General features: G+C 56.9%; 18 protein-coding genes and 1 tRNA gene. 12 read left to right on the plus strand and 7 right to left on the minus strand.

Annotated features, from left to right (window positions below):
* Positions 1-21 precede the first annotated feature (21 nt).
* Together QZ766_RS01725 and QZ766_RS01730 are read left to right on the plus strand one after the other, a co-directional pair.
* Positions 22-97: transfer RNA gene (locus QZ766_RS01725), tRNA-Phe, on the plus strand.
* Positions 98-774: 677 nt separating this feature from the next.
* Entirely contained in the window at positions 775-2,574 is a 1,800-nt protein-coding gene (locus QZ766_RS01730) for a hypothetical protein (protein WP_297196588.1), read from the plus strand.
* Positions 2,575-2,670: 96 nt separating this feature from the next.
* Here QZ766_RS01730 and QZ766_RS01735 read toward each other — a convergent pair whose 3' ends face one another.
* The 3 genes from QZ766_RS01735 to QZ766_RS01745 form a co-directional block, all read right to left on the minus strand.
* Positions 2,671-3,078, minus strand: a complete 408-nt coding sequence (locus QZ766_RS01735) for a hypothetical protein (RefSeq protein ID WP_297196590.1) — start codon at positions 3,076-3,078, stop codon at positions 2,671-2,673.
* Positions 3,079-3,878: 800 nt separating this feature from the next.
* Positions 3,879-4,787 (minus strand): hypothetical protein, encoded by a 909-nt coding sequence (locus QZ766_RS01740; protein WP_297196592.1) that lies wholly within the window; start codon positions 4,785-4,787, stop codon positions 3,879-3,881.
* Between the two features lie 12 nt (positions 4,788-4,799).
* Positions 4,800-5,885: a glycosyltransferase gene (locus QZ766_RS01745; protein ID WP_297196594.1), complete on the minus strand. Its 1,086-nt coding sequence runs from the start codon at positions 5,883-5,885 to the stop codon at positions 4,800-4,802.
* Between the two features lie 882 nt (positions 5,886-6,767).
* On the opposite strand from QZ766_RS01745, the gene cbpA reads away from it, so the two are divergent.
* A complete protein-coding gene (cbpA, locus tag QZ766_RS01750) occupies positions 6,768-7,691 on the plus strand; it encodes a curved DNA-binding protein (protein WP_297196596.1) in 924 nt (307 codons plus the stop codon).
* A gap of 1 nt (position 7,692) precedes the next feature.
* A complete protein-coding gene (gene cbpM / locus QZ766_RS01755; RefSeq protein ID WP_297196598.1) occupies positions 7,693-7,989 on the plus strand; it encodes a chaperone modulator CbpM in 297 nt (98 codons plus the stop codon).
* 56 nt (positions 7,990-8,045) lie between these two features.
* Here cbpM and proP read toward each other — a convergent pair whose 3' ends face one another.
* Complete coding sequence (gene proP / locus QZ766_RS01760; RefSeq protein ID WP_297196600.1) at positions 8,046-9,548, minus strand: glycine betaine/L-proline transporter ProP; 1,503 nt, start codon at positions 9,546-9,548, stop codon at positions 8,046-8,048.
* A gap of 461 nt (positions 9,549-10,009) precedes the next feature.
* Between proP and QZ766_RS01765 the strand changes: the two genes are divergently transcribed.
* The 7 genes from QZ766_RS01765 (at position 10,010) to csiR (ending at position 18,026) form a co-directional block, all read left to right on the plus strand.
* The gene (locus QZ766_RS01765) at positions 10,010-10,345 is read left to right on the plus strand and encodes a zinc ribbon domain-containing protein YjdM (RefSeq protein WP_297196602.1); all 336 of its coding nucleotides are present in this window, start codon (positions 10,010-10,012) and stop codon (positions 10,343-10,345) included.
* 295 nt (positions 10,346-10,640) lie between these two features.
* Positions 10,641-11,618: a glutarate dioxygenase GlaH gene (glaH, locus tag QZ766_RS01770; protein WP_297196604.1), complete on the plus strand. Its 978-nt coding sequence runs from the start codon at positions 10,641-10,643 to the stop codon at positions 11,616-11,618.
* A 19-nt stretch (positions 11,619-11,637) separates the two neighbouring features.
* Positions 11,638-12,873, plus strand: a complete 1,236-nt coding sequence (lhgO, locus tag QZ766_RS01775) for an L-2-hydroxyglutarate oxidase (RefSeq protein ID WP_297196606.1) — start codon at positions 11,638-11,640, stop codon at positions 12,871-12,873.
* 48 nt (positions 12,874-12,921) lie between these two features.
* Positions 12,922-14,370 carry an NADP-dependent succinate-semialdehyde dehydrogenase gene (gabD, locus tag QZ766_RS01780; protein WP_297196608.1) on the plus strand — a complete coding sequence of 483 codons (1,449 nt, stop codon included), beginning with the start codon at positions 12,922-12,924 and terminating at the stop codon, positions 14,368-14,370.
* Between the two features lie 14 nt (positions 14,371-14,384).
* Positions 14,385-15,668, plus strand: coding sequence for a 4-aminobutyrate--2-oxoglutarate transaminase (gabT, locus tag QZ766_RS01785; protein ID WP_297196610.1), 1,284 nt, complete (start codon positions 14,385-14,387; stop codon positions 15,666-15,668).
* A gap of 206 nt (positions 15,669-15,874) precedes the next feature.
* The gene (gene gabP / locus QZ766_RS01790) at positions 15,875-17,275 is read left to right on the plus strand and encodes a GABA permease (protein ID WP_297196612.1); all 1,401 of its coding nucleotides are present in this window, start codon (positions 15,875-15,877) and stop codon (positions 17,273-17,275) included.
* A 40-nt stretch (positions 17,276-17,315) separates the two neighbouring features.
* On the plus strand, positions 17,316-18,026 hold the full coding sequence (csiR, locus tag QZ766_RS01795) for a DNA-binding transcriptional regulator CsiR (protein ID WP_297196623.1): 711 nt from the start codon (positions 17,316-17,318) through the stop codon (positions 18,024-18,026).
* Here the strand turns inward: csiR and QZ766_RS01800 are convergent.
* Positions 18,020-18,334, minus strand: a complete 315-nt coding sequence (locus tag QZ766_RS01800; protein WP_297196625.1) for a type II toxin-antitoxin system RelE/ParE family toxin — start codon at positions 18,332-18,334, stop codon at positions 18,020-18,022. The genes csiR and QZ766_RS01800 overlap by 7 nt on opposite strands.
* Positions 18,334-18,612: a type II toxin-antitoxin system ParD family antitoxin gene (locus tag QZ766_RS01805; protein ID WP_297196626.1), complete on the minus strand. Its 279-nt coding sequence runs from the start codon at positions 18,610-18,612 to the stop codon at positions 18,334-18,336. The genes QZ766_RS01800 and QZ766_RS01805 overlap by 1 nt, the downstream gene beginning before the upstream one ends.
* A 257-nt stretch (positions 18,613-18,869) precedes the next feature.
* Between QZ766_RS01805 and fdhF the strand changes: the two genes are divergently transcribed.
* Positions 18,870-21,017, plus strand: a complete 2,148-nt coding sequence (gene fdhF / locus QZ766_RS01810) for a formate dehydrogenase subunit alpha (RefSeq protein WP_297196628.1) — start codon at positions 18,870-18,872, stop codon at positions 21,015-21,017.
* A gap of 58 nt (positions 21,018-21,075) precedes the next feature.
* Here fdhF and gltP read toward each other — a convergent pair whose 3' ends face one another.
* A complete protein-coding gene (gene gltP / locus QZ766_RS01815) occupies positions 21,076-22,389 on the minus strand; it encodes a glutamate/aspartate:proton symporter GltP (protein WP_297196630.1) in 1,314 nt (437 codons plus the stop codon).
* Positions 22,390-22,625: the final 236 nt, after the last annotated feature.

Below are 22,625 nucleotides of genomic sequence, written 5' to 3' on the forward strand. Positions count from 1 at the left end.
TACGGTTTAATGCGCCCCGTTGCCCGGATAGCTCAGTCGGTAGAGCAGGGGATTGAAAATCCCCGTGTCCTTGGTTCGATTCCGAGTCCGGGCACCACTATTCTAAAGAACCCGCCCACAAGGCGGGTTTTTGCTTTTTGGCGTTTCTGCCATCTATCCCCTCTCCTTCTGTTCTCCCCATGATCCCGCCAGCTAACATGCAGCGGGCGACGCGGTGCTTTTCGGTTCGTATCTGCCGGATAATCACAGCGGCAGGTCCCGGCGTCCTGGCCTTTTATGGAAGAAAAAAGAAATAAGTATATTCTCCAGCACAAATACCTAATTCCACCAAGGCCTCCCCAAAATTCCACACCCACTCCGTCAGTTTTAACGCGCTATCAATTACACACTCGGCCATATTAATTCATTGAATTTAATATTCCGACCTATTTAGTCGCACCTTTATTCCGCAAAGCGTTAATAGCGATAACCTCGCCCACTCAACAGTACAGAAATAATCTCCGTTAGGTCAAAGCTGACAAGCTTATTGCTCGATACTTTTTTGGCGCAAGATATATCAATCCGTTCTTTACGTAAATGAATCAATAAATCAATTGATTGCAGCAATAGAGTAAACGCAAGGGCCAAGGATTGGTCGACGGATCTTTTTTTATATACGGATCGATTATTAGCCATTGCCCATGAGTAAAAACTATCTTCATAAAATATTAATTATTTGAGGAATACCGCTTTTACATTCCTTTGATCGTTATCTTTGAATAACAGGAGAGAAACATGCCAGTACAAATCAGCTTTTCAGCAAAAACGTCGACAGCCTCTGCCCACGGCGTAGAGCAGCGCGCCGTCCCCGGTGGAACCTATTTAAACCAGCTGAACGGAACGCCGGTTTCACTTTCTCCCGGTCTGCCGGACCTGGAGGACCAGTTTGGGCAAATAGGCGCGGTCGATCTCAGGGCACATGACTGGTACGGCGTTGCCGATATAGATACTGACTACGACACGACCTACAGCGATTTTTTAGATCAGATAACCAATAATGCGCCGGCAGATAAAGTAGCCGCCATTAAAACGTTTACCATGGACTTTTTTAATCGAAGAACCATTTTACTCAATGCCGCAGAATATCTTGCTGAAAATGCTCAGAATGTTGAGCCGCAATTTAACTGGGTCACTACCGATGCCTATTTGAAAAGAACATTAGCCAATCAATATTATAAAGGCACGCAGAAACCCAACGTGCTGTTTCGCATTGGCCGGATGATTAACGGCGGCCGTGGCGTGCCGAGAAATATTACCAATTACTGTAACGTCGTCAGAGAAATCGTTGACCGCTATACCAATAACTATCAATCAATTGGCCTGCCCGTGCCCATTACGAATTATGAAATCTGGAACGAGCCGGATCTTGGGCTCTTCTGGTCAACACCGGGTTCAGAAGACACTTCGGTCACACAGTTCTACGCGTTCTACAAAGCGGTCGCCAGTACGATCAAAGCGGCAGCCTCGACGGCGCTGGTGGGCCCCTGCGGTACGGCAAACGCATTCGGTAATAAAGACTATGTGGATAATTTAATTGACTATATTAAGGCCAATAGTCTGCCGCTGGATTTTTACTCCTACCATTTTTATGCCGACCAGACCGGCGATTCGAAAAACATTTTCCAGATCCAGAAATACGTTCGGGACACCCTTAACAGCAAAGGATTTCCTAATGCCAAAACCTACATCTCTGAGTGGAACCTGACGGCATATGCGAGCAAGGTAAATAACACCAAATTACAGAGCGTGGTCAATGCGGCATTCATCGTCTCGTTCCTTATCGACGCGGAGCAGGCCGGGGTGGACAAAGCCTATTACTATCGCGGCGACGGTGCTGAATTTGGCCTGTTTAACGATCAAAACACCAACAATGGCGTCGGCAAGAATTTTGCCACCTACGCCGCACAGGCTTTCTGGTTATATAACGCGTTTGCCGCGCAAAGAGCGCTGCCCATCGTCAAAAATACCAATACCGATAAAACCGGCATTACCGCCACCGGGGCTAAAAACCAGGCAGGAAATCAGATCCAAATACTGCTGGCGAATTATAAAGTGGCCAGTGACCTGGTGGGCAACGATAACCGGGATAAGCTGCCCGGCGGCGTCTCGCTGTACGGTCAATTTTATATCGACAGCAATATTGCGGCGCAAAGTATCGACGCCAATCGCTGGTACGGCACGACGCTGGTGCCACCGCGAAACAATAACAAGTTCACCTATAACGGCGGGGAGATACCGCGGGGGCCCTTCTCGTCAAACCAGAATAACCAGCTCGCTGCCGACTCTGCTGATTACAGCAATTCATCATCGGGCTACACCATTACCGTGACGGATATTCCGGCGGGCTTCACGAAATATACCGTGACGGTACGCAAAGTCTTTCAGGGGAGCCAGCTGGCGTCGCTGGATGGTGAAACCATTGTCCATACCGCCAGCGAGACGATCCCTGCCAACCGGCAGGTGGTGGTTAAGGATAACGATCCCGTCTCCGCCGGGAACAATACGCTGGCCCTGATCACCATCGATCTCGCTTAACGCGTTGCCCGCGTGCGAATAGGAAAGCAGCGCGGGGAGCAGCTGCGAGCATAAAAAAGCGGAGTCAACGCTCCGCTCTCTTCAAAACCTGCGCGTTTACTTAATGCTTTCGCCCCGGCTGATCAGCCCTTCCATCACCGCGCGCTGGATTTCACCGCACATCTGATTGGTTTTGTACTTGTAAAGGGCATCCAGCGTATCTTTCGTTTCATCGTTGATGTCGCCGCGCACGGAGGTGTACACCGTCGCGTTATTCACCAGATTGTCGAAAGCCGCTTTTTTGGTGGCGTAAACGGAAGGATTGATTCTTCGCAGCGCTGACAGCTCGCTCTGGCACAGGCCAACGCGGCCGCGATCGGCGGAAGGAGATGCCGACAGCGATCCGGAGGTTTTCTGCGATACGGAAGCAGACGCGGTGCCTGACTTAGTATCAGCGCGTTTAGCCTGGTTCTGGCATCCGGCCAGCAGAAGAACGCATCCGAGTACGGGCAGCATAATTTTCATTTTTTTCCGGTGTTGCACCAGCATATTTTGAACCCCTTTCATGTAGTCATATCCTAAGTATTACGTGCAAACATTTCTGAGATTACTCAGAAATTAACCGGTAAAATCTCAGCCGCTCGTTGCACAGGCGCCGACAGCGCCCGTATTATCTGCTAATGCACATAGCCAGCGCAATATTCAAATACGCTAACTGAGAGCGGCAGCTATATGTTGACGTGCGTATCCTGTGCTCTCCAGTACGTCTAAAAATTCAGCAGCACAAATTTTAGCAGCCAATGCCGCGTCCGGCATCGAGTATCAATCTCGATTAATCCCGATTTAATTACGTGTTTAAGTAATTTAAGAAACCAAAATCATTAATATAACCTATTGATAAAAATAAACTTTATGACAAGCGCATTCTAAGTAAAAAAAGCAACAGCATTAATTACAATAAATTATTAAAATAATTTACCCATTAATGAGTATAACAATTCATTAAATCATTAACTGCCAGCCTGTATCATTTACCACAATTATATCTCATCCGACCGACCTGCGGCCTCAATTAGGCTCATCGCGATAGTCTTTAAAATAACCAGCCGCCGATCCGCGACCGCTATGATTGATAAGATAAAGGCATGCTCAAATATTTATTGAATTTTTAGCAAGACTACAACATCAGAGCGAAAAGGGAGTGGGTATATTATTGGTGAGAGGAATAAAAACAGGTCGCGCGGCGGCATTTCACCGCCCGTAAGGAGCTATTCAACCACAGAGAAGGCGCGTGCGGCGGGCTGCACCGCGCCGACTCTCCCGGGCTATCGACGCCCCAGCAGCTTCTGCAGCTTGCGATTTAAGTCCACCGCGATACGCGCAGGGGAGCCGTGCAGATGGCGCTTGGTGTCGATAAGCGTGACGTCGCCCGCGGCGGAAAGCGTGTGCAGCCCGTCCGTAAATGGCGCATTGCTGGCCGGCGGGGGCAGGTAGGCACCGGCACTGAGCGCCGGAGAAGAGAGCGTATCCGGCGACATTGTCAGCAGGCGCAGCGCCCCTCCATAGGTCTGGCTACAGTCCTGGGTAGGCAGCACCAGCTTGTCGTCGAGGAAAAACGGCGTACCGCCCATTCGCGCTCCGCTTTTGTCTACGCGGATCGCTTCCTCGCTGACGTTCTCCCAGGGCCCGGTCAGGCGATCGGCCTTCGCCAGCATCAGCGCGCTGGTGCGTGCGGCTTTCGGCGCGGGCGGCGTGTAAAACATCCACCAGCGGTCATGGTAAAAGAGCGGTGAAGGATCGATGGCGGCACAGGGGAATGTAAATTCAGGAACCGCCTCCCAGCGCCAGGGAAACTCAACCGCACGATACAGCGTCAGCTTGCCGGACTTGTAGCCTTCCGGCAGCATCCAGATCTCGCCGTCAGCCTCGAAGACGTTGGGATAGGAGAGGTGCCACGGCTCATCAAGCACCGTGCGGTGCTCCAGCACGTTGAGATCGGCATCCAGCACGTAGGCGACGATGTTCCCGCGTCGGGTGCGGTAGTCATAGGCTTCGGCAAACAGATACAGGCGATCGTCACGCCACATGCCGAAGGGATCGGCTAAAAAACACAGAGAGCGGTCGGCTTCGATCCAGCGGATCGGAAAGCCCTCAAGGCTGCCGGCCGCCGCGACTTGCTGAATCGGCGCGCGGACAACGCCAATACGCCAGATTTCAGTTTCAAACATATTCATGACAGTACGGCTCTAGTTGGAGTGAACACTTTCCTTCAGCCTGTCGATAATGCGGGCTGCGGCCTGAGTATAGCGCTCGCGGCTAAATTTCTTCAGCACATAGTGCCGGGCCTGCTCACCGAAGCGTCCGAGCTGCTGCGGCGCGGCAAAAATGCGCTCCAGCGCGTCAGTCAGCGCCTCGTTCAGGCTACCGTTCAGCACATAGCCTGTTTCACCTTCGGTAACCGCATCGCGGATCTCACCCACCGGCGTGGCGATAACCGGCAGCGCCGCATTCATCGCCTCGTGTACGGCCAGGCACATGCCTTCGTAGCGGGAGGTTTGGATATAGACGTGCAGCCCGGCGAGGAAATCCGCCACGTCGGCGGAAAAGCCGGGCAGAGAAACCACGTCGCCAATGCCAAGTCGGGCAATCTGTGCTTCCAGCGCCTGGCGCTCTGGCCCGTCGCCAAGGATCGTAAGGTGCAAACGCGTCCTCAGGGAAGGATGCTTCTGCAGAAAGAAGGCCAGCGCGTCCATTAATCCGGCGTAGTTTTTCACTTCATGCAGCCGCCCGACGCTGCCGATTTGCAGCACGGACTCGCCGTCCCAGGCGCGGGCCTGGGGCAAAGCAGGATTGCCCTGAAACAGCGGCCACGCCAGCACCTGCTGCTCGGGGATATGCATTTCGTCACGCAAGAACTGGACGACAGTTTGCGAATCCCCCACCCACAGACGGGACATTTCGCGCATGCGGTAGGTGTAGCGCCTGACGCTGGCGCTGTGCTTGAAGCTGATCACCGGAATGCCGGTAATGCGCCCGGCCCACTGCCCGATGCGATTGCCCCAGCTCAGGGAGGTCCAGATAACATCCGGGCGATCGGTAAGCACTTTTCGCAGGTAGGCAGCGAGAATAATCGGCAGCGCCCGGCGCCGGCGGGATAACACCTGGTAAGTTAGCCCCGCCTCGTCCAGCCGAATGGCCGCGCCCATGTCCCTGGGTTCGCAGGCAATAATGGATACCTCGTGCCCGAGATCTTGCAGCGTTTTGACAATATCCGGAATTGCAAACTCGGCGCCGCCGGTTTCAAGGCTGGTAACCAAATAATGGATTTTCATAGTGAATGGATGTCCTTATATACCTGACCGAGCTGGGCTAACTTTTAAGACTGCGCCACGCTATAACCGGGACGAATTATCAACATGCTGCCAGGGGAATTTTATCTGCTGATAAGTAAATTCTTAATATACAGCTAAAATATTTCGTACTTTTATAAGGTTATCATCATTCTTTAGTAGGGTAGTAGTACTAAGTCACACTCCCAGCTCAGCACTATCCTTGCCCTGCTGATATTAGATGAGCTAATTGTCACCTGAGTTAATATTAGGGAAGGAATAATTAAGAAGAGATGCAGAAACACGAGAGCGACTATTTTAAATAATGGAACAATAATCAGCGTAAATAAAATGTTAACACTCTCAAGATAAACACTCTTTAAACATAATTGTCGTTAAAGAATATATTCTGAATAACTTGTGCTGCATGCCGGCGCAAGTGCGTGAACCCGCAGAACCAAAACGGGATGTGTGATTGCGCTGAAAGGCACCGCTCTCCGGCACGGATTTGACCGTATCAGCCCGGCGTGCCTGCAGGGCAAGGTCCGTGGATGAGGAGAGGAACATCGCGAGTGCCCGGGCAACCTGAGGTATGTCGGATTCAATACTCTGACGCTACGATCTTAATCCTGCAGGAGGGCTCAGAAAATAAACACATAAAAAAAGACTTAACATTTAAGCCAAATACGCCTGATAGCCCCCCGCTCATTAGCACTGCCCCAGCGGCGGAGCGCTTAACGGCCATCGGCCTTCCTCGACCGTCGCCGCCCCTCTCTTTGCTTGCTTCCCCTTCCTGACTACAGAATGCCCAAAACGGCCTCGCGCCTTCTACACTAAAAGGTGTACTATTTTTTTCTGATGGTTTGACTAAGAAGAGATAACGCCATGGAGTTAAAGGATTATTACGCCATTATGGGCGTAAAGTCGTCGGACGATCTCAAGACAATTAAGACCGCCTATCGCCGACTCGCGCGCAAATATCACCCTGATGTCAGTAAAGAAGCCGATGCTGAGGCGCGCTTCAAAGAAGTCGCCGAAGCCTGGGAAGTCCTCAGCGACGAAGAGCGCCGTGCCGAATACGACAACCTGTGGGCCCACCGCAACGATCCGCAGTTTCGCCAGCAGCAGGCGGGAGCCGGCCAGCAGCAGCAGTCCTACAGCCAGGAGGATTTTGAAGACATCTTCTCCTCGATGTTCGGTCAGCACGGGCGTCAGTCCCGGCAGCCGCGCAGCGCCCGCGGCCACGATGTGGAATTTGAAGTCGCGGTTTTTCTTGAAGAGACACTCGATACCCACAGCCGCACTATCAGCTACAAGCTACCGGTATACAACGCTTTCGGCATGGTCGAGCAGGAAATCCCTAAAACCCTCAATGTTAAAATCCCGGCTGGCGTCACTGAAGGACAGCGCATCCGCCTGAAAGGCCAGGGTACGCCCGGCGAGAACGGCGGGCCGGCGGGCGATTTGTGGCTGGTTATTCACATCGCGCCGCATCCGCTGTTTGATATTGTCGGCCAGAACCTGGAAATCGTGGTTCCCGTCGCACCCTGGGAGGCAGCGCTGGGCGCCAAAGTCACCGTGCCAACTCTCAAGGATAGCGTGATTATCACCCTCCCGGCAGGTACTCAGGCCGGGCAAAAACTGCGTATTAAGGGAAAAGGTCTGGTGAGCAAGCAGCACACCGGCGATCTGTTCGCCGTGATAAAAGTGGTGATGCCGCCAAAAGGAGATGAGAAAACCGCGGCGCTGTGGCAGCAGCTGGCTGACGCGCAGTCAGGCTACGATCCGCGCAAAGAGTGGGGTAAATAACATGGCTAATATCACTATTACCGTGACCGAGTTTTGTCTGTATACCGGCGTCAGCGAAGAGGAGCTAGACGAAATAGTCGGGCTGGGCATGATTGAGCCCTGCGACACCCGCAATCCGCCGTGGCACTTCGACGACAGCGCAGTGGCACTGGTCCAGGAAGCAATGCGCCTGCGCCGCGAGCTGGCGCTGGACTGGCCGGGGACCGCCGTTACGCTAACGCTGCTGGAAGAGAACCGCCGCCTGCAGCGCGAGAACCATCAGCTGATACAGCGACTCACCCGCTTTACCAGCCATTAAAAAAAGCCCCCGCCGTCAGGCGGGGGCTTCAGTTTCAGCCAGCATAAGCGCGCGAATTATTCGTTAATGCGCGGATGCTGATCCACCAGGCGAGAACGCTGAGCCTGCAGCTCTTCAATCTTCTCATCGATATCTTCGATTTTGTGCTCGATGTTATCGTGATGCTCCTGCAGGATTTCTTTCGCTTCCTGAAGATCCGATGCCGCAGGGGTTGCGCCCTTCAGCGGTCGGTTCGCCGTCTCTTTCATGTTAAGCGCGGTGATAAAGCCTACCACTGCGATAACCATCAGATAGTAAGCCGGCATCATCAGATTGTTAGTGGACTCAACCAGCCACGCCGCCAGCGTCGGGGTCAGACCGGCAATCAACACCGAAATGTTAAAGGCGCTGGCCAGGGCGCTGTAGCGGATGTGGGTCGGGAACATCGCCGGCAGCGAGGATGCCATGACGCCGATAAAGCAGTTCAGAACAATCGCCAGGGTCAGCAGGCCGGCAAAAATCAGCCCCGTAGAACCGCTGTTGATCATCATAAATGCCGGAATCGAAAGCGCGAACAGCAGGATACTACCTATCAGGATGAACGGGCGACGGCCTACGCGGTCACTCATCATGCCGATGACCGGCTGCACGAACAGCATCCCCACCATGATGGCGATGATGATCAGCACGCCGTGATCTTCCGAGTAGTGCAGGTTATGCGACAGGTAGCTCGGCATGTAGGTCAGCAGCATGTAGTAGGTGACGTTAGTGGAAATAACGATACCGATACACACCAGCAGCGCGCGCCAGTGCTTAGTGGCAATCTCTTTAAAAGAGACCTGCGGACCGTGCTGCAGCCCCTGACGATCGCCCTGCTCCAGCTTATCAACGTGCTGCTGGAACGCCGGGGTCTCTTCAAGCGCATGGCGCAGATACAGACCGATTATCCCCAGCGGCAGCGCCACGAAGAACGGAATACGCCAGCCCCACTCGAGGAAGTTATCTTCGCCGACAATCGTCGAGATCAGCACCACCAGGCCCGCACCGAGCACGAAGCCCGCGATGGAACCAAAGTCGAGCCAGCTCCCCATGAAGCCGCGCTTGCGGTCAGGAGAGTACTCCGCCACGAAGATAGACGCCCCGGTATACTCGCCCCCCACCGAAAAGCCCTGCGCCATCTTACACAGCAGCAGCAGAATGGGTGCCCAGATGCCGATTGAGGCATACGAAGGTATGAGCCCGATACAGAAGGTACTGAGCGACATGATGACGATAGTTATCGCCAGAATTTTTTGACGACCGTATTTGTCTCCGAGCATGCCGAAGAACAGACCGCCGAGCGGGCGGATCAGGAACGGTACAGAGAAGGTACCCAGTGCGGCAATCATCTGCACGCCGGGGCTGGCGTCGGGGAAAAAGACCTTACCAAGTGCATAGGCTACGAAGCCATACACGCCAAAATCGAACCACTCCATCGCGTTACCAAGCGATGCGGCCGTAATTGCTTTACGCAGTTTGGCATCATCAATGATTGTTACATCGCGTAGGGTAATGGGCTTTACTTTTTTCCTTTTAAGCATTGTTGTCCTCGTTAACTTTTCGCCGTGAGCACACGCAGAGAGAGGTGAATGGTTCGCTGCATGCGGTCGAGAGCGTTGAACACAAAGCTCCCGACCTAAGCGTAGCAGATAAGCATCTACGGGTTGGTTACAACCTGAGCAATTGCATCTGCGCTAGCTTGCCCGGCTTTTAAAGACTCTGAAACAGAGCAATGGGCTATTTTTTTCACAATCTCCCTTACCCTACCAGTGTTTAGTAGTGTGATCAACTTCACGGAAATGCGCGACGCCGGTAAAGGTCTCTTAATAAAGGTAAATTTATCTGTTGATAAAACCGCCGCAGCGCCCGCACAGCCTCGTTTCGCCCGCATGGCGAATAGTCCCGACAACTGCAGGGATATGACGTATAATAAAAGCACTTTTGGCGCCCTGACCGTTCCCTGACGGACAACGGCGCTTTTTTGCTTATTATGAGGTTTTTTATGTCCCTGCCACATTGCCCAAAATGCGGATCTGAATACACCTATCAGGACGGCGAGATGTACGTCTGCCCCGAATGCGCCCACGAATGGAACGACGCGCAGGCCGCCGAAGAGAGCGACGAGCTGGTAGTCAAAGACGCCAACGGCAACCTGCTGGCCGACGGCGACAGCGTTACCGTCGTTAAAGACCTGAAGGTGAAAGGCAGCTCTTCAATGCTGAAAATCGGCACCAAAGTGAAAAATATCCGCCTTGTTGAAGGCGATCACAACATCGACTGCAAAATTGACGGTTTTGGCCCAATGAAGCTCAAATCCGAGTTTGTGAAAAAGAACTAGGTTCTGCTCCGGGCAGGCCCGCCTGCCCCCAGCGTCGGATTTTCATTCGGCGCGATTGATTTTACCTTCCGCGACACATCGCTTTCTTTGCCCACTGCAACACTCCTCTGGCCCGTCTAATCAAACGGCATTCCTCTCTGCCTGCGCTCAATTGTTAATTTCTCGTTAATCAGATCACATTAATTAAACAAACCTGCCCATTTTGCGTACAGAATCGAAAAATGTAGATATTTTTAGAATATGGCTACACACGAGCAACCGCCGTCTTCCCGATAATCCACCCGAGGATCTTCTGATGAACGCACTGACCGCTGTAAAACCTGATGCCGCTTCCCTCTCTGCTCCTTGTACAGGCTTTTCCCTGAAACCCTCCGCGCAGTCGCCGCGGCTGCTGGAGCTGAACTTTTCAGCGAAAACCGTGGAACAATTTCTGGCGCAGGTGGCGCAGTGGCCGGTGCAGGCGCTGGAGTACAAATCCTTCCTGCGCTTCCAGGTCGGCAAGATCCTCAATGACCTGTGCGGCAATCAGCTGCAGCCTCTGCTGCTGAAAACGCTGCTGGATCGCCACGACGGCGCGCTGCTGATCGACGGCGAAGGCCTCAACCACGTCTCTCAGGCCGACGAGATGGTGAAGCTCGCCACCGCCGTCGCGCACCTGGTGGGGCGATCCAACTTCGATGCAATGAGCGGCCAGTACTATGCCCGCTTCGTGGTGAAAAACGTTGATAACTCAGACAGCTACCTGCGCCAGCCGCACCGGGTGATGGAGCTGCACAACGACGGCACCTACGTGGAAGAAACCACCGACTACGTGCTGATGATGAAAATCGACGAGCAGAACATGCAGGGCGGCAATTCGCTGCTGCTGCACCTCGACGACTGGGAGCATCTGGAAACCTTTTTCAGCCACCCGCTGGCGCGCCGTCCGATGCGCTTTGCCGCACCGCCGAGCAAAAACGTTGCCCAGGAAGTGTTTCACCCGGTGTTCGACGTCGACAGGCAGGGCCGCCCGGTGATGCGCTACATTGACCAGTTCGTGCAGCCAAAAGATTTCGAAGAGGGCACCTGGCTCAACGCGCTCTCTGACGCGCTTGAAACCAGCAAAAACATTCTCTCCGTGCCGGTGCCGGTGGGCAAGTTCCTGCTGATCAACAACCTGTTCTGGCTGCACGGCCGCGACCGCTTTACCCCGCACCCGGATCTGCGCCGGGAACTGATGCGCCAGCGCGGCTATTTCGCCTACGCCACCAGCCACTATCAAACGCATCAGTAAGCGCCGGGGAACAACGCGGATGTATGATTTTGTGATTATCGGCGGCGGCATCATCGGCATGTCCACCGCCATGCAGCTTATTGAGCGCTACCCGGATGCCAGCATGGTGCTGCTGGAAAAAGAGTCCGGACCCGCCCGCCACCAGACCGGCCACAACAGCGGCGTGATCCACGCCGGGGTGTATTACACGCCGGGCAGCCTGAAAGCGCGGTTTTGCCTCGAAGGCAACCGCGCCACCAAAGCGTTCTGCGACGAGCACGGCATCCGCTACGACACCTGCGGCAAGATGCTGGTCGCCACCTCCGCGCTGGAGATGGAGCGCATGAAAGCGCTGTGGGAGCGCACCGCCGCCAACGGCCTCGAGCGCCAGTGGCTCAGCGCCGCCGAGCTGCGCGAGCGCGAGCCCAATATCTCCGGCCTCGGCGGCATTTTTGTCCCTTCCAGCGGCATCGTCAGCTACCGGGAAGTCACCGAAGCAATGGCGAACACCTTCCGCCAGCGCGGGGGCGAGATTGTTTACGGCGCCGAAGTCAGCGCCCTGAAAGAGCACGCTGCTGGCGTGGTGGTCCATACAAAAGGCGGTCAGGAATACGAAGGTGCAACCCTGATTACCTGCTCCGGCCTGATGGCCGACCGACTGGTCAAAATGCTCGGCGTCGAGCCGGGCTTCATCATCTGCCCGTTTCGCGGCGAATACTTCCGCCTTTCGCCGCAGCACGATCGCATTGTCAACCACCTGATCTACCCGATCCCGGATCCGGCAATGCCTTTTTTGGGCGTCCACCTGACCCGGATGATCGACGGCAGCGTTACCGTGGGCCCCAATGCAGTTCTGGCCTTCAGCCGGGAGGGCTACCGCAAGCGCGACGTCTCCTTCGCCGACCTGCTGGAAATGGCCGCCTCCCCCGGCATTCGCCGGGTGCTGCAAAACAACCTGCGATCCGGCCTCGACGAGATGAAAAACTCGCTGTGCAAAAGCGGCTACCTGAAGCGGGTGCAGAAATACTGCCCGAGCCTGACGCTCGGCGATCTGCATTCTTACCCCGCGGGCGTGCGGGCGCAGGCGGTCTCGCCGGACGGCAGGCTGATCGACGATTTTCTGTTTGTCACCACCCGGCGCTCCATTCACACCTGCAACGCTCCGTCCCCGGCCGCCACCTCGGCGCTGCCCATCGGCGCGCACATCGTCAGCAAGGTGCAGGAACTGCTGGAAACTCAGACCGGTCACCGCGCGCGGGCCAGGCCCGCCGCCTGAGGCCGACCACTTTTTTATTCACAGGATGTCTCTTTACAGGAAGCCACCATGCAACTTAACGACAGCACTCTCTTTCACCAGCAGGCCTTCATTGACGGACACTGGCGCGACGCCGACAGCGGCGAAACCCTCAGCGTTACCAACCCGGCCAGCGGCGACACGCTCGGCAGCGTACCGAAAATGGGCGCTGGCGAAACCCGCGAAGCCATTAACGCTGCCGCCCGCGCCCTGCCCGCCTGGCGCGCCCTGACCGCCAAAGAGCGCGCCACCATTTTGCGCCGCTGGTTCGATCTGATGGTGGAGCACCAGGACGATCTCGCCCGTCTGATGACCCTCGAACAGGGCAAGCCGCTGGCAGAAGCCAAAGGGGAAATCACCTACGCCGCCTCGTTTATCGAGTGGTTCGCCGAAGAGGGCAAGCGCGTTTACGGCGACACCATTCCCGGCCACCAGGCGGACAAGCGCCTGCTGGTGATCAAGCAGCCCATCGGCGTCACTGCCGCCATTACCCCGTGGAACTTCCCGGCGGCGATGATCACCCGCAAAGCGGGCCCGGCGCTGGCCGCGGGCTGCACGATGGTGGTCAAGCCCGCCAGCCAGACGCCGTTCTCGGCCCTGGCGCTGGCGGAGCTGGCCCGGCGCGCGGGGGTTCCTGACGGCGTATTCAGCGTAGTCACCGGATCTGCCGGCGACGTGGGCGGCGAGCTAACCAGCAACCCGCTGGTGCGCAAGCTCTCCTTTACCGGCTCCACCGACATTGGCCGCCAGCTAATGGAGCAGTGCGCGAAAGACATTAAAAAAGTGTCGCTGGAGCTGGGCGGCAACGCGCCCTTTATCGTCTTTGACGATGCCGATCTCGATAAAGCGGTGGAAGGGGCGCTGGCGTCCAAATTCCGCAACGCCGGGCAGACCTGCGTCTGCGCCAACCGCCTATACGTGCAGGACGGCATCTACGACCGCTTCGCCGAAAAGCTGCAGCAGGCGGTGGCGAAGCTGCGCGTCGGGAACGGCACCGAGTCCGGCATTACCGTCGGGCCAATGATTGATGAAAAAGCGGTGGCCAAAGTGGAAGAACACATCGCCGACGCGCTGGCCAAAGGCGCGCGCCTGGTGGCCGGCGGCAAGCCGCACGCGCTCGGCGGCAACTTCTTCCAGCCCACCATTCTGGTGGACGTCCCCAACGACGCCAAAGTGGCGAAAGAGGAAACGTTCGGCCCGCTGGCGCCGCTGTTCCGCTTTACCGATGAAGAGGACGTTATCGCCCGGGCCAACGACACCGAGTTTGGCCTCGCCGCCTACTTCTACGCCCGGGATCTGGGCCGGGTGTTCCGGGTAGGAGAAGCGCTGGAGTACGGCATTGTCGGCATCAATACCGGGATTATCTCGACCGAGGTCGCGCCGTTTGGCGGGATCAAAGCCTCCGGCCTGGGCCGCGAAGGTTCTAAGTACGGCATCGAAGATTATTTAGAAATTAAATACATGTGTATCGGCATCTAAGCGGAGAACAGATCATGAGCAGCAACAAAGACCTTATGCAGCGCCGCGAAAGCGCTATCCCGCGCGGCGTTGGCCAGATCCACCCGATCTTTGCCGATCGCGCAGAAAACTGCCGCGTCTGGGACGTCGAGGGGCGCGAGTATCTCGACTTTGCCGGCGGTATTGCGGTACTGAACACCGGCCACCTGCACCCGGACGTGGTATCCGCGGTAGAAGCGCAGCTGAAAAAGCTGTCCCATACCTGCTTCCAGGTACTGGCCTACGAGCCGTACCTTGAGCTGTGCGAAATCATGAACCAGAAGGTGCCGGGAGACTTTGCCAAGAAGACCCTGCTGGTAACCACCGGCTCCGAAGCGGTAGAAAACGCGGTTAAAATCGCCCGCGCCGCCACGAAGCGCGCCGGGGTGATCGCCTTCAGCGGCGCGTACCACGGCCGCACCCACTACACCCTCTCGCTGACAGGTAAAGTAAATCCGTACTCGGCGGGCATGGGCCTGATGCCGGGCCAGGTCTACCGCGCGCTGTTCCCCTGCCCGCTGCACGGCATCAGCGAAGATGACGCCATCGCCAGCATTCAGCGCATCTTTAAAAACGACGCCGCGCCGGAAGACGTGGCCGCCATCATTATCGAGCCGGTGCAGGGCGAAGGCGGATTTTACGCCGCCAGCCCGGCCTTTATGCAACGCCTGCGCGCCCTGTGCGACGAGCACGGCATCATGCTGATTGCCGATGAAGTGCAGAGCGGCGCGGGCCGCACCGGCACCCTGTTTGCGATGGAGCAGATGGGCGTTGCGCCGGATCTCACCACCTTCGCTAAATCCATTGCCGGCGGCTTTCCGCTGGCGGGCGTCACCGGCCGCGCCGGAGTCATGGACGCCGTCGGCCCCGGCGGTCTCGGCGGCACCTACGCCGGAAGCCCGATCGCCTGCGCCGCCGCGCTGGCGGTGCTGAAAACCTTCGAGCAGGAGAACCTGCTGGAGAAAGCCAACGCGCTGGGTAAATCCCTGCGCGACGGCCTGCTGGCGATTGCCGAGAAGCATCCGGAAATCGGCGACGTGCGCGGCCTTGGGGCGATGATCGCCGTCGAGCTGTTTGAAGACGGCGATCGCGAGAAACCCAACGCGAAGCTTACTGCCGAGGTGGTATCACGCGCCCGGGAGAAGGGCTTAATCCTGCTCTCCTGCGGCCCGTACTACAACGTGCTGCGCATTCTGGTCCCGCTGACGGTAGAAGAGGCGCAGGTGCACCAGGGGCTGGCGATTATCGGCGAGTGCTTTGACGAAGCGAAAAAAGCGTAAGAGAGAAAAATCGTGACCAGGGAAATATTCGCGATGCCGTAAAAAAACAATAAAACGCGTGCTCCGGCGCAGGAAGCGGCGCGGGACGTTCGGCCAGGACCTGGCTCGGCGGCGGTAAATAACGCTGCCGCCGCCCTTCCCGGCGCGGCTCCCGCGTACAGACTGCCGGCGCGCTCTCCCGGGTAATTTACTTTGAGAGGCTTTTTATGGAGCAACGTTCAACATCGCACGCGCTCGGCGGCGGGCTGAAATCACGCCACGTCACCATGCTGTCTATTGCCGGCGTCATCGGCGCCAGTCTGTTTGTCGGCTCCAGCGTCGCCATTGCCGAGGCCGGTCCCGCCGTACTGCTCTCCTACCTCTTCGCCGGGCTGCTGGTGGTGATGATCATGCGCATGCTGGGAGAGATGGCCATCGCCACTCCGGATACCGGCTCGTTTTCCACCTACGCCGACAAGGCTATCGGCCGCTGGGCCGGCTACACCATCGGCTGGCTCTACTGGTGGTTCTGGGTGCTGGTTATCCCGCTGGAGGCCAATATCGCCGCCATTATTCTGCACGGCTGGGTGCCGGGCGTGCCGGTGTGGCTCTTCTCGCTGGTGATTACCCTGGCGCTGACCGGCAGCAACCTGCTGAGCGTCAAAAACTACGGCGAATTCGAATTCTGGCTGGCGCTGTGCAAAGTGATCGCGATTCTGGCGTTTATCGGGCTGGGCACCGCGGCGATTAGCGGCTTTTATCCCTACGCGGACGTCGGCGGCATCTCGCGGCTGTGGGACCAGGGCGGCTTTATGCCCAACGGTTTCGGCGCGGTGCTGAGCGCGATGCTTATTACCATGTTCTCGTTTATGGGCGCGGAAATCGTCACCATCGCCGCCGCCGAGTCCGACGCGCCGGACAAGCACATCCGCCGGGCAACGAACTCGGTCATCTGGCGCATCTCGATTTTTTATCTCTGTTCGATTTTTGTGGTGGTGGCGCTGATCCCGTGGAACACGCCGGGGCTGAAAAGCATCGGCTCCTACCGCTCGGTGCTGGAGCTGCTGAACGTTCCCTACGCGAAGCTGATTATGGACGGGGTTATCCTGCTGTCGGTTACCAGCTGCCTGAACTCGGCGCTGTATACTGCCTCGCGGATGCTCTACTCCCTGAGCCGCCGCGGCGATGCCCCGGCGGCAATGGGTAAAACTAACCGCAGCAAAACGCCCTATGTGGCGGTGCTGCTCTCCACCGGCGCGGCGTTTCTGACGGTTATCGTCAACTATTACGCCCCGGCGAAAGTCTTCAAATTCCTGATCGACAGCTCCGGCGCGATTGCCCTGCTGGTCTACCTGGTGATTGCCGTCTCCCAGCTGCGGATGCGCAAGCTGCTACGCGCCCAGGGCTGCGAGCTGACGCTGAAAATGTGGCTGTTCCCGTGGCTGACCTGGCTTGTGATCGCTTTTATCTGCGCGGTGCTGGTGGTAATGCTGTTCCGCCCGGCCCAGCAGCTGGAAGTGCTGTCCACCGGCGCGCTGGCCATTGCGATTATCTGCACCGTGCCGATCATGTCGCGCTGGAACAAGCTGGCGCTGTGGCCCAAAATCGCCCTTAACAGTTCCCGATAATGCCCGTCCCGGCAGCAGCCGGGACGCTCAGGAGTGATGCATGACCGCTACCGCGCAACCGACAGCCCTGGACGGATACCGCTGGCTGAAAAACGATATTATTCGCGGCGTCTACCAGCCCGACGAAAAGCTGCGCATGAGCCTGCTCACCGACCGCTACCGGCTCGGGGTCGGGCCGCTGCGCGAGGCGCTCTCGCAGCTGGTGGCCGAACAGCTGGTCACGGTGGTCAATCAGAAAGGCTACCGGGTGGCGCCGATGTCGGTTCAGGAGCTGCTGGATATTTTCGACGCCCGCGCCAGCACCGAGGCGATGCTGGTGGAGCTGGCCATCGCCCGGGGCGGTGACGACTGGGAAGCCGAGATCCTCGCCCGGGCGCACATGCTCGGCAAGCTGGACGCCGTTGACGCCAGCGAGCAGATGCTCGACGAGTGGGACCGCCGCCACCAGGCGTTTCACACCGCCATCGTGGCCGGGTGCGGCTCGCGCTATCTGCTGCAAATGCGCGAGCGGCTGTTCGACCTCGCCGCCCGCTACCGCTTTATCTGGCTGCGCAAAACGGTGCTGTCAGTGGAGATGCTGGAGGATAAACACGTTCAGCACCAGGCGCTGGTGGACGCCATTCTCGCCCGGGACGCGGCCCGCGCCAGCGACCTGATGCGCGAGCATCTGCTGACGCCCATTCCGATTATTCAGCAGGCGATGGGGGAGCCGGGGAAAACCGCAGCACCGGCGGCCAGGCATCCTCAGTAAAGGGTTGGCTCGGGCAGGCCGGCTTCATAGTCTTGCCCGCCGTGCCATATGCCCACGATAGTGACTGTTTTGTCGCGGATAACAAACGCAACTACCGTGCGTTTACGGTAGTTTGTGATTCGAAGACCCGGCAGAATGTCGTCCCTGCAGTTTCCCCTGTGCGGAAACTGCGCCAGCGAATCACAGTAATCCACTAACTTGTGGGTAAATCTTCGCGCGATTTCTGGCCCGGCCGCTTGAGCAATATATTCATACAGCGCCACCAGCCGATCCGCCGCTGCCGAAGAGTACTCTACCCGGTAATCCATTATTCATCTCCAGTATCCTTACCGTATGCGGCGTTGAGTCTGTCCCTGACATCATTACTGCTGAGGCGACTCGCTTCCCCCCTTTGCACAGCCTGCCATTCCGGGACGACCTCTTCCCGCAGCCACTTCTCAACCGCATTATCCCGGGCCATCAGCGCCCGCAGTCCTTCACGGATAACCTCACTTTCCGAGGCATATTCGCCGCTGGCTACTCTGGCCTTTACCTGTGCGGCCATTTCATTCGGCAGCGTGATACTCATCTGCTGAGTGGTTCTCATCGCAGGCACCTCTTTTAGTCCGATAGGATTTAATCATACTCACAATGCCGCGCATCGTCATGTTCGCTTTTTATGCATAATGTCGATTAACCCTCTTCTATTCCCTCCGTTCGACACGTCAAAACTGACGAAATCCCGGCGTCGTCATTGCTAAACCCGCCGCAAGCCCCCATATACCCACACAATTAAAAGTGGCATAGAAGCTGCATATAAGTGCGCTGAGTGCATTTACGTATTGAATGAATGGAGCACAACCGATGAAAAAAGTCGTCACGGTTTGCCCTTACTGCGCATCGGGCTGCAAGATAAACCTGGTGGTGGATAACGGCAAAATCGTCCGGGCGGAGGCGGCGCAGGGCAAAACCAATCAGGGAACCCTGTGTCTGAAAGGCTACTACGGCTGGGATTTTATTAACGATACCCAGATCCTCACCCCGCGTCTGAAAAGCCCGATGATCCGCCGCCAGCGCGGTGGCAAGCTGGAGTCCGTCTCCTGGGATGAGGCGCTCGACTACGTGGCGACGCGCCTTAGCGCAATCAAGGCCAAATACGGCCCGGACGCCATCCAGACCACCGGCTCCTCACGCGGTACCGGTAACGAAACCAACTACATTATGCAAAAGTTCGCGCGGGCGGTGATTGGCACCAACAACGTGGACTGCTGCGCGCGCGTCTGACACGGCCCTTCGGTTGCAGGTCTGCACCAGTCGGTCGGAAACGGCGCAATGAGCAATGCTATCAACGAGATCGATAATACCGATCTGGTCTTTATTTTTGGCTATAACCCGGCGGATTCCCATCCTATCGTGGCGAATCACGTCATCAATGCCAAACGCAACGGGGCGAAAATCATCGTCTGCGATCCGCGCAAAATCGAAACCGCGCGCATTGCCGACATGCACATCGCGCTGAAAAACGGTTCGAATATTGCGCTGCTGAACGCTATCGGACACGTGATCATCGAAGAGAACCTGTACGACCAGGGGTTTGTCGCCAGCCGTACCGAAGGCTTCGAGGAGTACCGCAAAATCGTCGAAGGCTACACGCCGGAATCGGTGGAAGAGATCACCGGCGTCAGCGCCCAGGAGATCCGCCGCTGCGCGCGGATGTACGCCGGGGCGAAATCGGCGGCGATCCTGTGGGGCATGGGCGTCACCCAGTTCTATCAGGGTGTGGAAACCGTGCGCTCCCTCACCAGCCTGGCGATGCTCACCGGCAACCTCGGCAAGCCGAGCGTCGGGGTCAACCCGGTGCGCGGGCAGAACAACGTGCAGGGCGCCTGCGACATGGGCGCGCTGCCGGACACCTATCCGGGCTACCAGTACGTCAAGTTCCCGGAGCACCGCGAAAAATTCGCTAAAGCCTGGGGCGTCGAGAGCCTGCCGGAGCACACCGGCTACCGCATCAGCGAGCTGCCCCACCGGGTGGCACACGGCGAAGTGCGCGCGGCATATATCATGGGCGAAGATCCGCTTCAGACCGACGCCGAGCTGTCTGCGGTACGCAAGGCCTTTGAAGAGCTGGAGCTGGTCATCGTGCAGGATATCTTTATGACCAAAACCGCCGCGGCGGCAGACGTCATCCTGCCGTCCACCTCCTGGGGCGAACACGAAGGGGTTTACACCGCGGCAGACCGCGGCTTCCAGCGCTTCTTCAAGGCGGTGGAGCCGAAGTGGGATCTGAAAACCGACTGGCAAATCATCAGCGAAATCGCCACCCGGATGGGCTACCCGATGCGCTATGACAACACCCAGCAAATCTGGGACGAGCTGCGCCACCTGTGCCCGGACTTCCTCGGTGCCACCTACGAGAAGATGGGCGAGCTGGGCTATATCCAGTGGCCGTGCCGGGACGAGTCCGACGCCGACCAGGGCACCTCGTACCTGTTTGAGGAGCGCTTCGACACGCCGAACGGGCTGGCGCAGTTCTACACCTGCGACTGGGTCGCGCCGATGGACAAACTCAGCGACGAGTATCCGATGGTGCTCTCCACGGTGCGCGAAGTGGGCCACTACTCCTGCCGCTCGATGACCGGCAACTGCGCCGCGCTGGCGGCGCTGGCGGACGAGCCGGGCTACGCCCAGATCAACACCGAAGATGCCAAACGGCTGGGTATTGAGGACGAGGCGCTGGTGTGGGTTAACTCGCGCAAAGGGAAAATAATCACCCGGGCGAAGGTCAGCAACCGGCCAAACAAAGGCGCAGTATACATGACCTACCAGTGGTGGATCGGCGCCTGCAACGAGCTGGTGGCGGAAAACCTGAGCCCGATAACCAAAACGCCGGAGTATAAATACTGCGCCGTGCGGGTGGAGCGCATCAGCGATCAGCGCGCCGCCGAGCAGTTCGTCATTGAGGAATATAATAAGCTGAAGTCGCGGCTGCGCGAGAGCGCGCTGGGATAACGGTAACCGGGGTGATTTGTTGGGGGAACGAACGTTCCCCCTTTTTTATACCTGAAGATTAAGAGTTAGCTTTCGAGTCGAATTTACCTAACACCTCACGCTCGTAAGCCTGCGCTTTCTTACGGTCAAACTGATGCTCCCACTTGGAGATAACCAGCACCGCCAGCGCGTTGCCCACCACGTTCAGCGCGGTACGCGCCATGTCGAGAATACGGTCAACACCGGCGATAAACGCCAGCCCTTCCAGCGGAATACCGACGCTGCCAAGGGTCGCCAGCAGCACCACAAACGAAACGCCGGGCACGCCCGCGATCCCTTTTGAGGTCACCATCAGGGTCAGCACCAGAATGATTTCCTGTCCGAGGGACAGCTCAATGCCGTACAGCTGCGCGATAAAGATAGCGGCAATACTCTGGTACAGCGTGGAGCCGTCCAGGTTAAACGAGTAGCCGGTAGGCACTACGAAGCTGGTGATCGACGCCGGCGCGCCGTAGGCTTCCATCTTCTCGATGATGCGCGGCAGCACGCTCTCCGAGCTGGAGGTGGAGTACGCCAGGATCAGCTCGTCTTTCAGGATGCGGATCAGAGTCCAGATATTCAGATTGCAGATTTTCGCCACGATCCCCAGCACCACCAGCGCGAAGAACAGAATCGCGAAGTGCACCAGAATTACCAGCTTCGCCAGCGGCCACAGGGAGGCAAAGCCGAAGTTCGCCACGGTGACCGAGATCAGCGCAAACACCCCGATCGGCGCATAGAGCATGATCATATGGGTGACTTTGAACATGGTTTCAGAAATGGAGCGGAACACGGTCACCAGCGGCTCGCGGTGGTTAGCCGGCAGCGAGGCCAGGCCCAGACCAAACAGCACCGAGAAGAAGATGATCGGCAGCATTTCGCCTTTCGCCATCGACGCCACGATGTTGGTCGGCACCAGCGAAAGCAGCGTCCCTACCAGGCCGTGGGCGTGGCTCTGCACTTCCGCAGTAGTACTCTGGTATTTTGAAATATCCACCGCTGCCAGCGTCGACATATCAATGCCGGAGCCCGGCTGGAATACGTTAGCCAGCGTAATGCCGACCACGATAGCCACCGTGGTGATCACTTCGAAATAGATAATGGTTTTCGCGCCGATGCGCCCGAGGGATTTCGCATCGCCTACACCAGCGATGCCGACGATCAGGGTTGAAATAACGATCGGGACGACGATCATTTTGATCAGGTGAATAAAGATATCGCCCGCCGGGGAGAGCAGATTGACAATCAGCCAGTCGCGGTCCGCGCTGTGGTAGTGGAGGTAGCTTCCAAGGAGAATACCGAAGACCAGCGCCAGCAGGATCTGCCAGGCGAGGCTTATTTTAGCCTTTTTCATGAGTTAACTTCCTCTGTGCAGGGCGCCATAACTAATACATATGACGAATACTAAATGGGAGTGACTTGTGCGGCGTCTATAGATAGATTTTTTAACGCGCCGTATCAGTATCATCTGCACGCTATGCTACGCAAGCCTTTAATAACGGGGCTTTAATGTGACAAAAGTGGATCTAGCCAGAATTAAATACAGTTAGTATAAATAAGTTATTGTTATAGAATATATTTTAAATAATA

Source organism: uncultured Pluralibacter sp. (genome assembly GCF_913775985.1).
Lineage (GTDB): Bacteria > Pseudomonadota > Gammaproteobacteria > Enterobacterales > Enterobacteriaceae > Pluralibacter.

What these genes read in the sequence shown, in the direction of transcription:
- QZ766_RS01805 (WP_297196626.1), bottom strand. Translation starts at nt 18,612, where the DNA reads ATGAGAACCACTCAGCAGATGAGTATCACGCTGCCGAATGAAATGGCC.
- QZ766_RS01730 (WP_297196588.1), top strand. Translation starts at nt 775, where the DNA reads ATGCCAGTACAAATCAGCTTTTCAGCAAAAACGTCGACAGCCTCTGCC.
- proP (WP_297196600.1), bottom strand. Translation starts at nt 9,548, where the DNA reads ATGCTTAAAAGGAAAAAAGTAAAGCCCATTACCCTACGCGATGTAACA.
- glaH (WP_297196604.1), top strand. Translation starts at nt 10,641, where the DNA reads ATGAACGCACTGACCGCTGTAAAACCTGATGCCGCTTCCCTCTCTGCT.
- gltP (WP_297196630.1), bottom strand. Translation starts at nt 22,389, where the DNA reads ATGAAAAAGGCTAAAATAAGCCTCGCCTGGCAGATCCTGCTGGCGCTG.
- QZ766_RS01740 (WP_297196592.1), bottom strand. Translation starts at nt 4,787, where the DNA reads ATGAATATGTTTGAAACTGAAATCTGGCGTATTGGCGTTGTCCGCGCG.
- QZ766_RS01735 (WP_297196590.1), bottom strand. Translation starts at nt 3,078, where the DNA reads ATGAAAATTATGCTGCCCGTACTCGGATGCGTTCTTCTGCTGGCCGGA.
- cbpA (WP_297196596.1), top strand. Translation starts at nt 6,768, where the DNA reads ATGGAGTTAAAGGATTATTACGCCATTATGGGCGTAAAGTCGTCGGAC.
- QZ766_RS01800 (WP_297196625.1), bottom strand. Translation starts at nt 18,334, where the DNA reads ATGGATTACCGGGTAGAGTACTCTTCGGCAGCGGCGGATCGGCTGGTG.
- gabT (WP_297196610.1), top strand. Translation starts at nt 14,385, where the DNA reads ATGAGCAGCAACAAAGACCTTATGCAGCGCCGCGAAAGCGCTATCCCG.
- cbpM (WP_297196598.1), top strand. Translation starts at nt 7,693, where the DNA reads ATGGCTAATATCACTATTACCGTGACCGAGTTTTGTCTGTATACCGGC.
- gabP (WP_297196612.1), top strand. Translation starts at nt 15,875, where the DNA reads ATGGAGCAACGTTCAACATCGCACGCGCTCGGCGGCGGGCTGAAATCA.
- csiR (WP_297196623.1), top strand. Translation starts at nt 17,316, where the DNA reads ATGACCGCTACCGCGCAACCGACAGCCCTGGACGGATACCGCTGGCTG.
- lhgO (WP_297196606.1), top strand. Translation starts at nt 11,638, where the DNA reads ATGTATGATTTTGTGATTATCGGCGGCGGCATCATCGGCATGTCCACC.
- QZ766_RS01765 (WP_297196602.1), top strand. Translation starts at nt 10,010, where the DNA reads ATGTCCCTGCCACATTGCCCAAAATGCGGATCTGAATACACCTATCAG.
- gabD (WP_297196608.1), top strand. Translation starts at nt 12,922, where the DNA reads ATGCAACTTAACGACAGCACTCTCTTTCACCAGCAGGCCTTCATTGAC.
- QZ766_RS01745 (WP_297196594.1), bottom strand. Translation starts at nt 5,885, where the DNA reads ATGAAAATCCATTATTTGGTTACCAGCCTTGAAACCGGCGGCGCCGAG.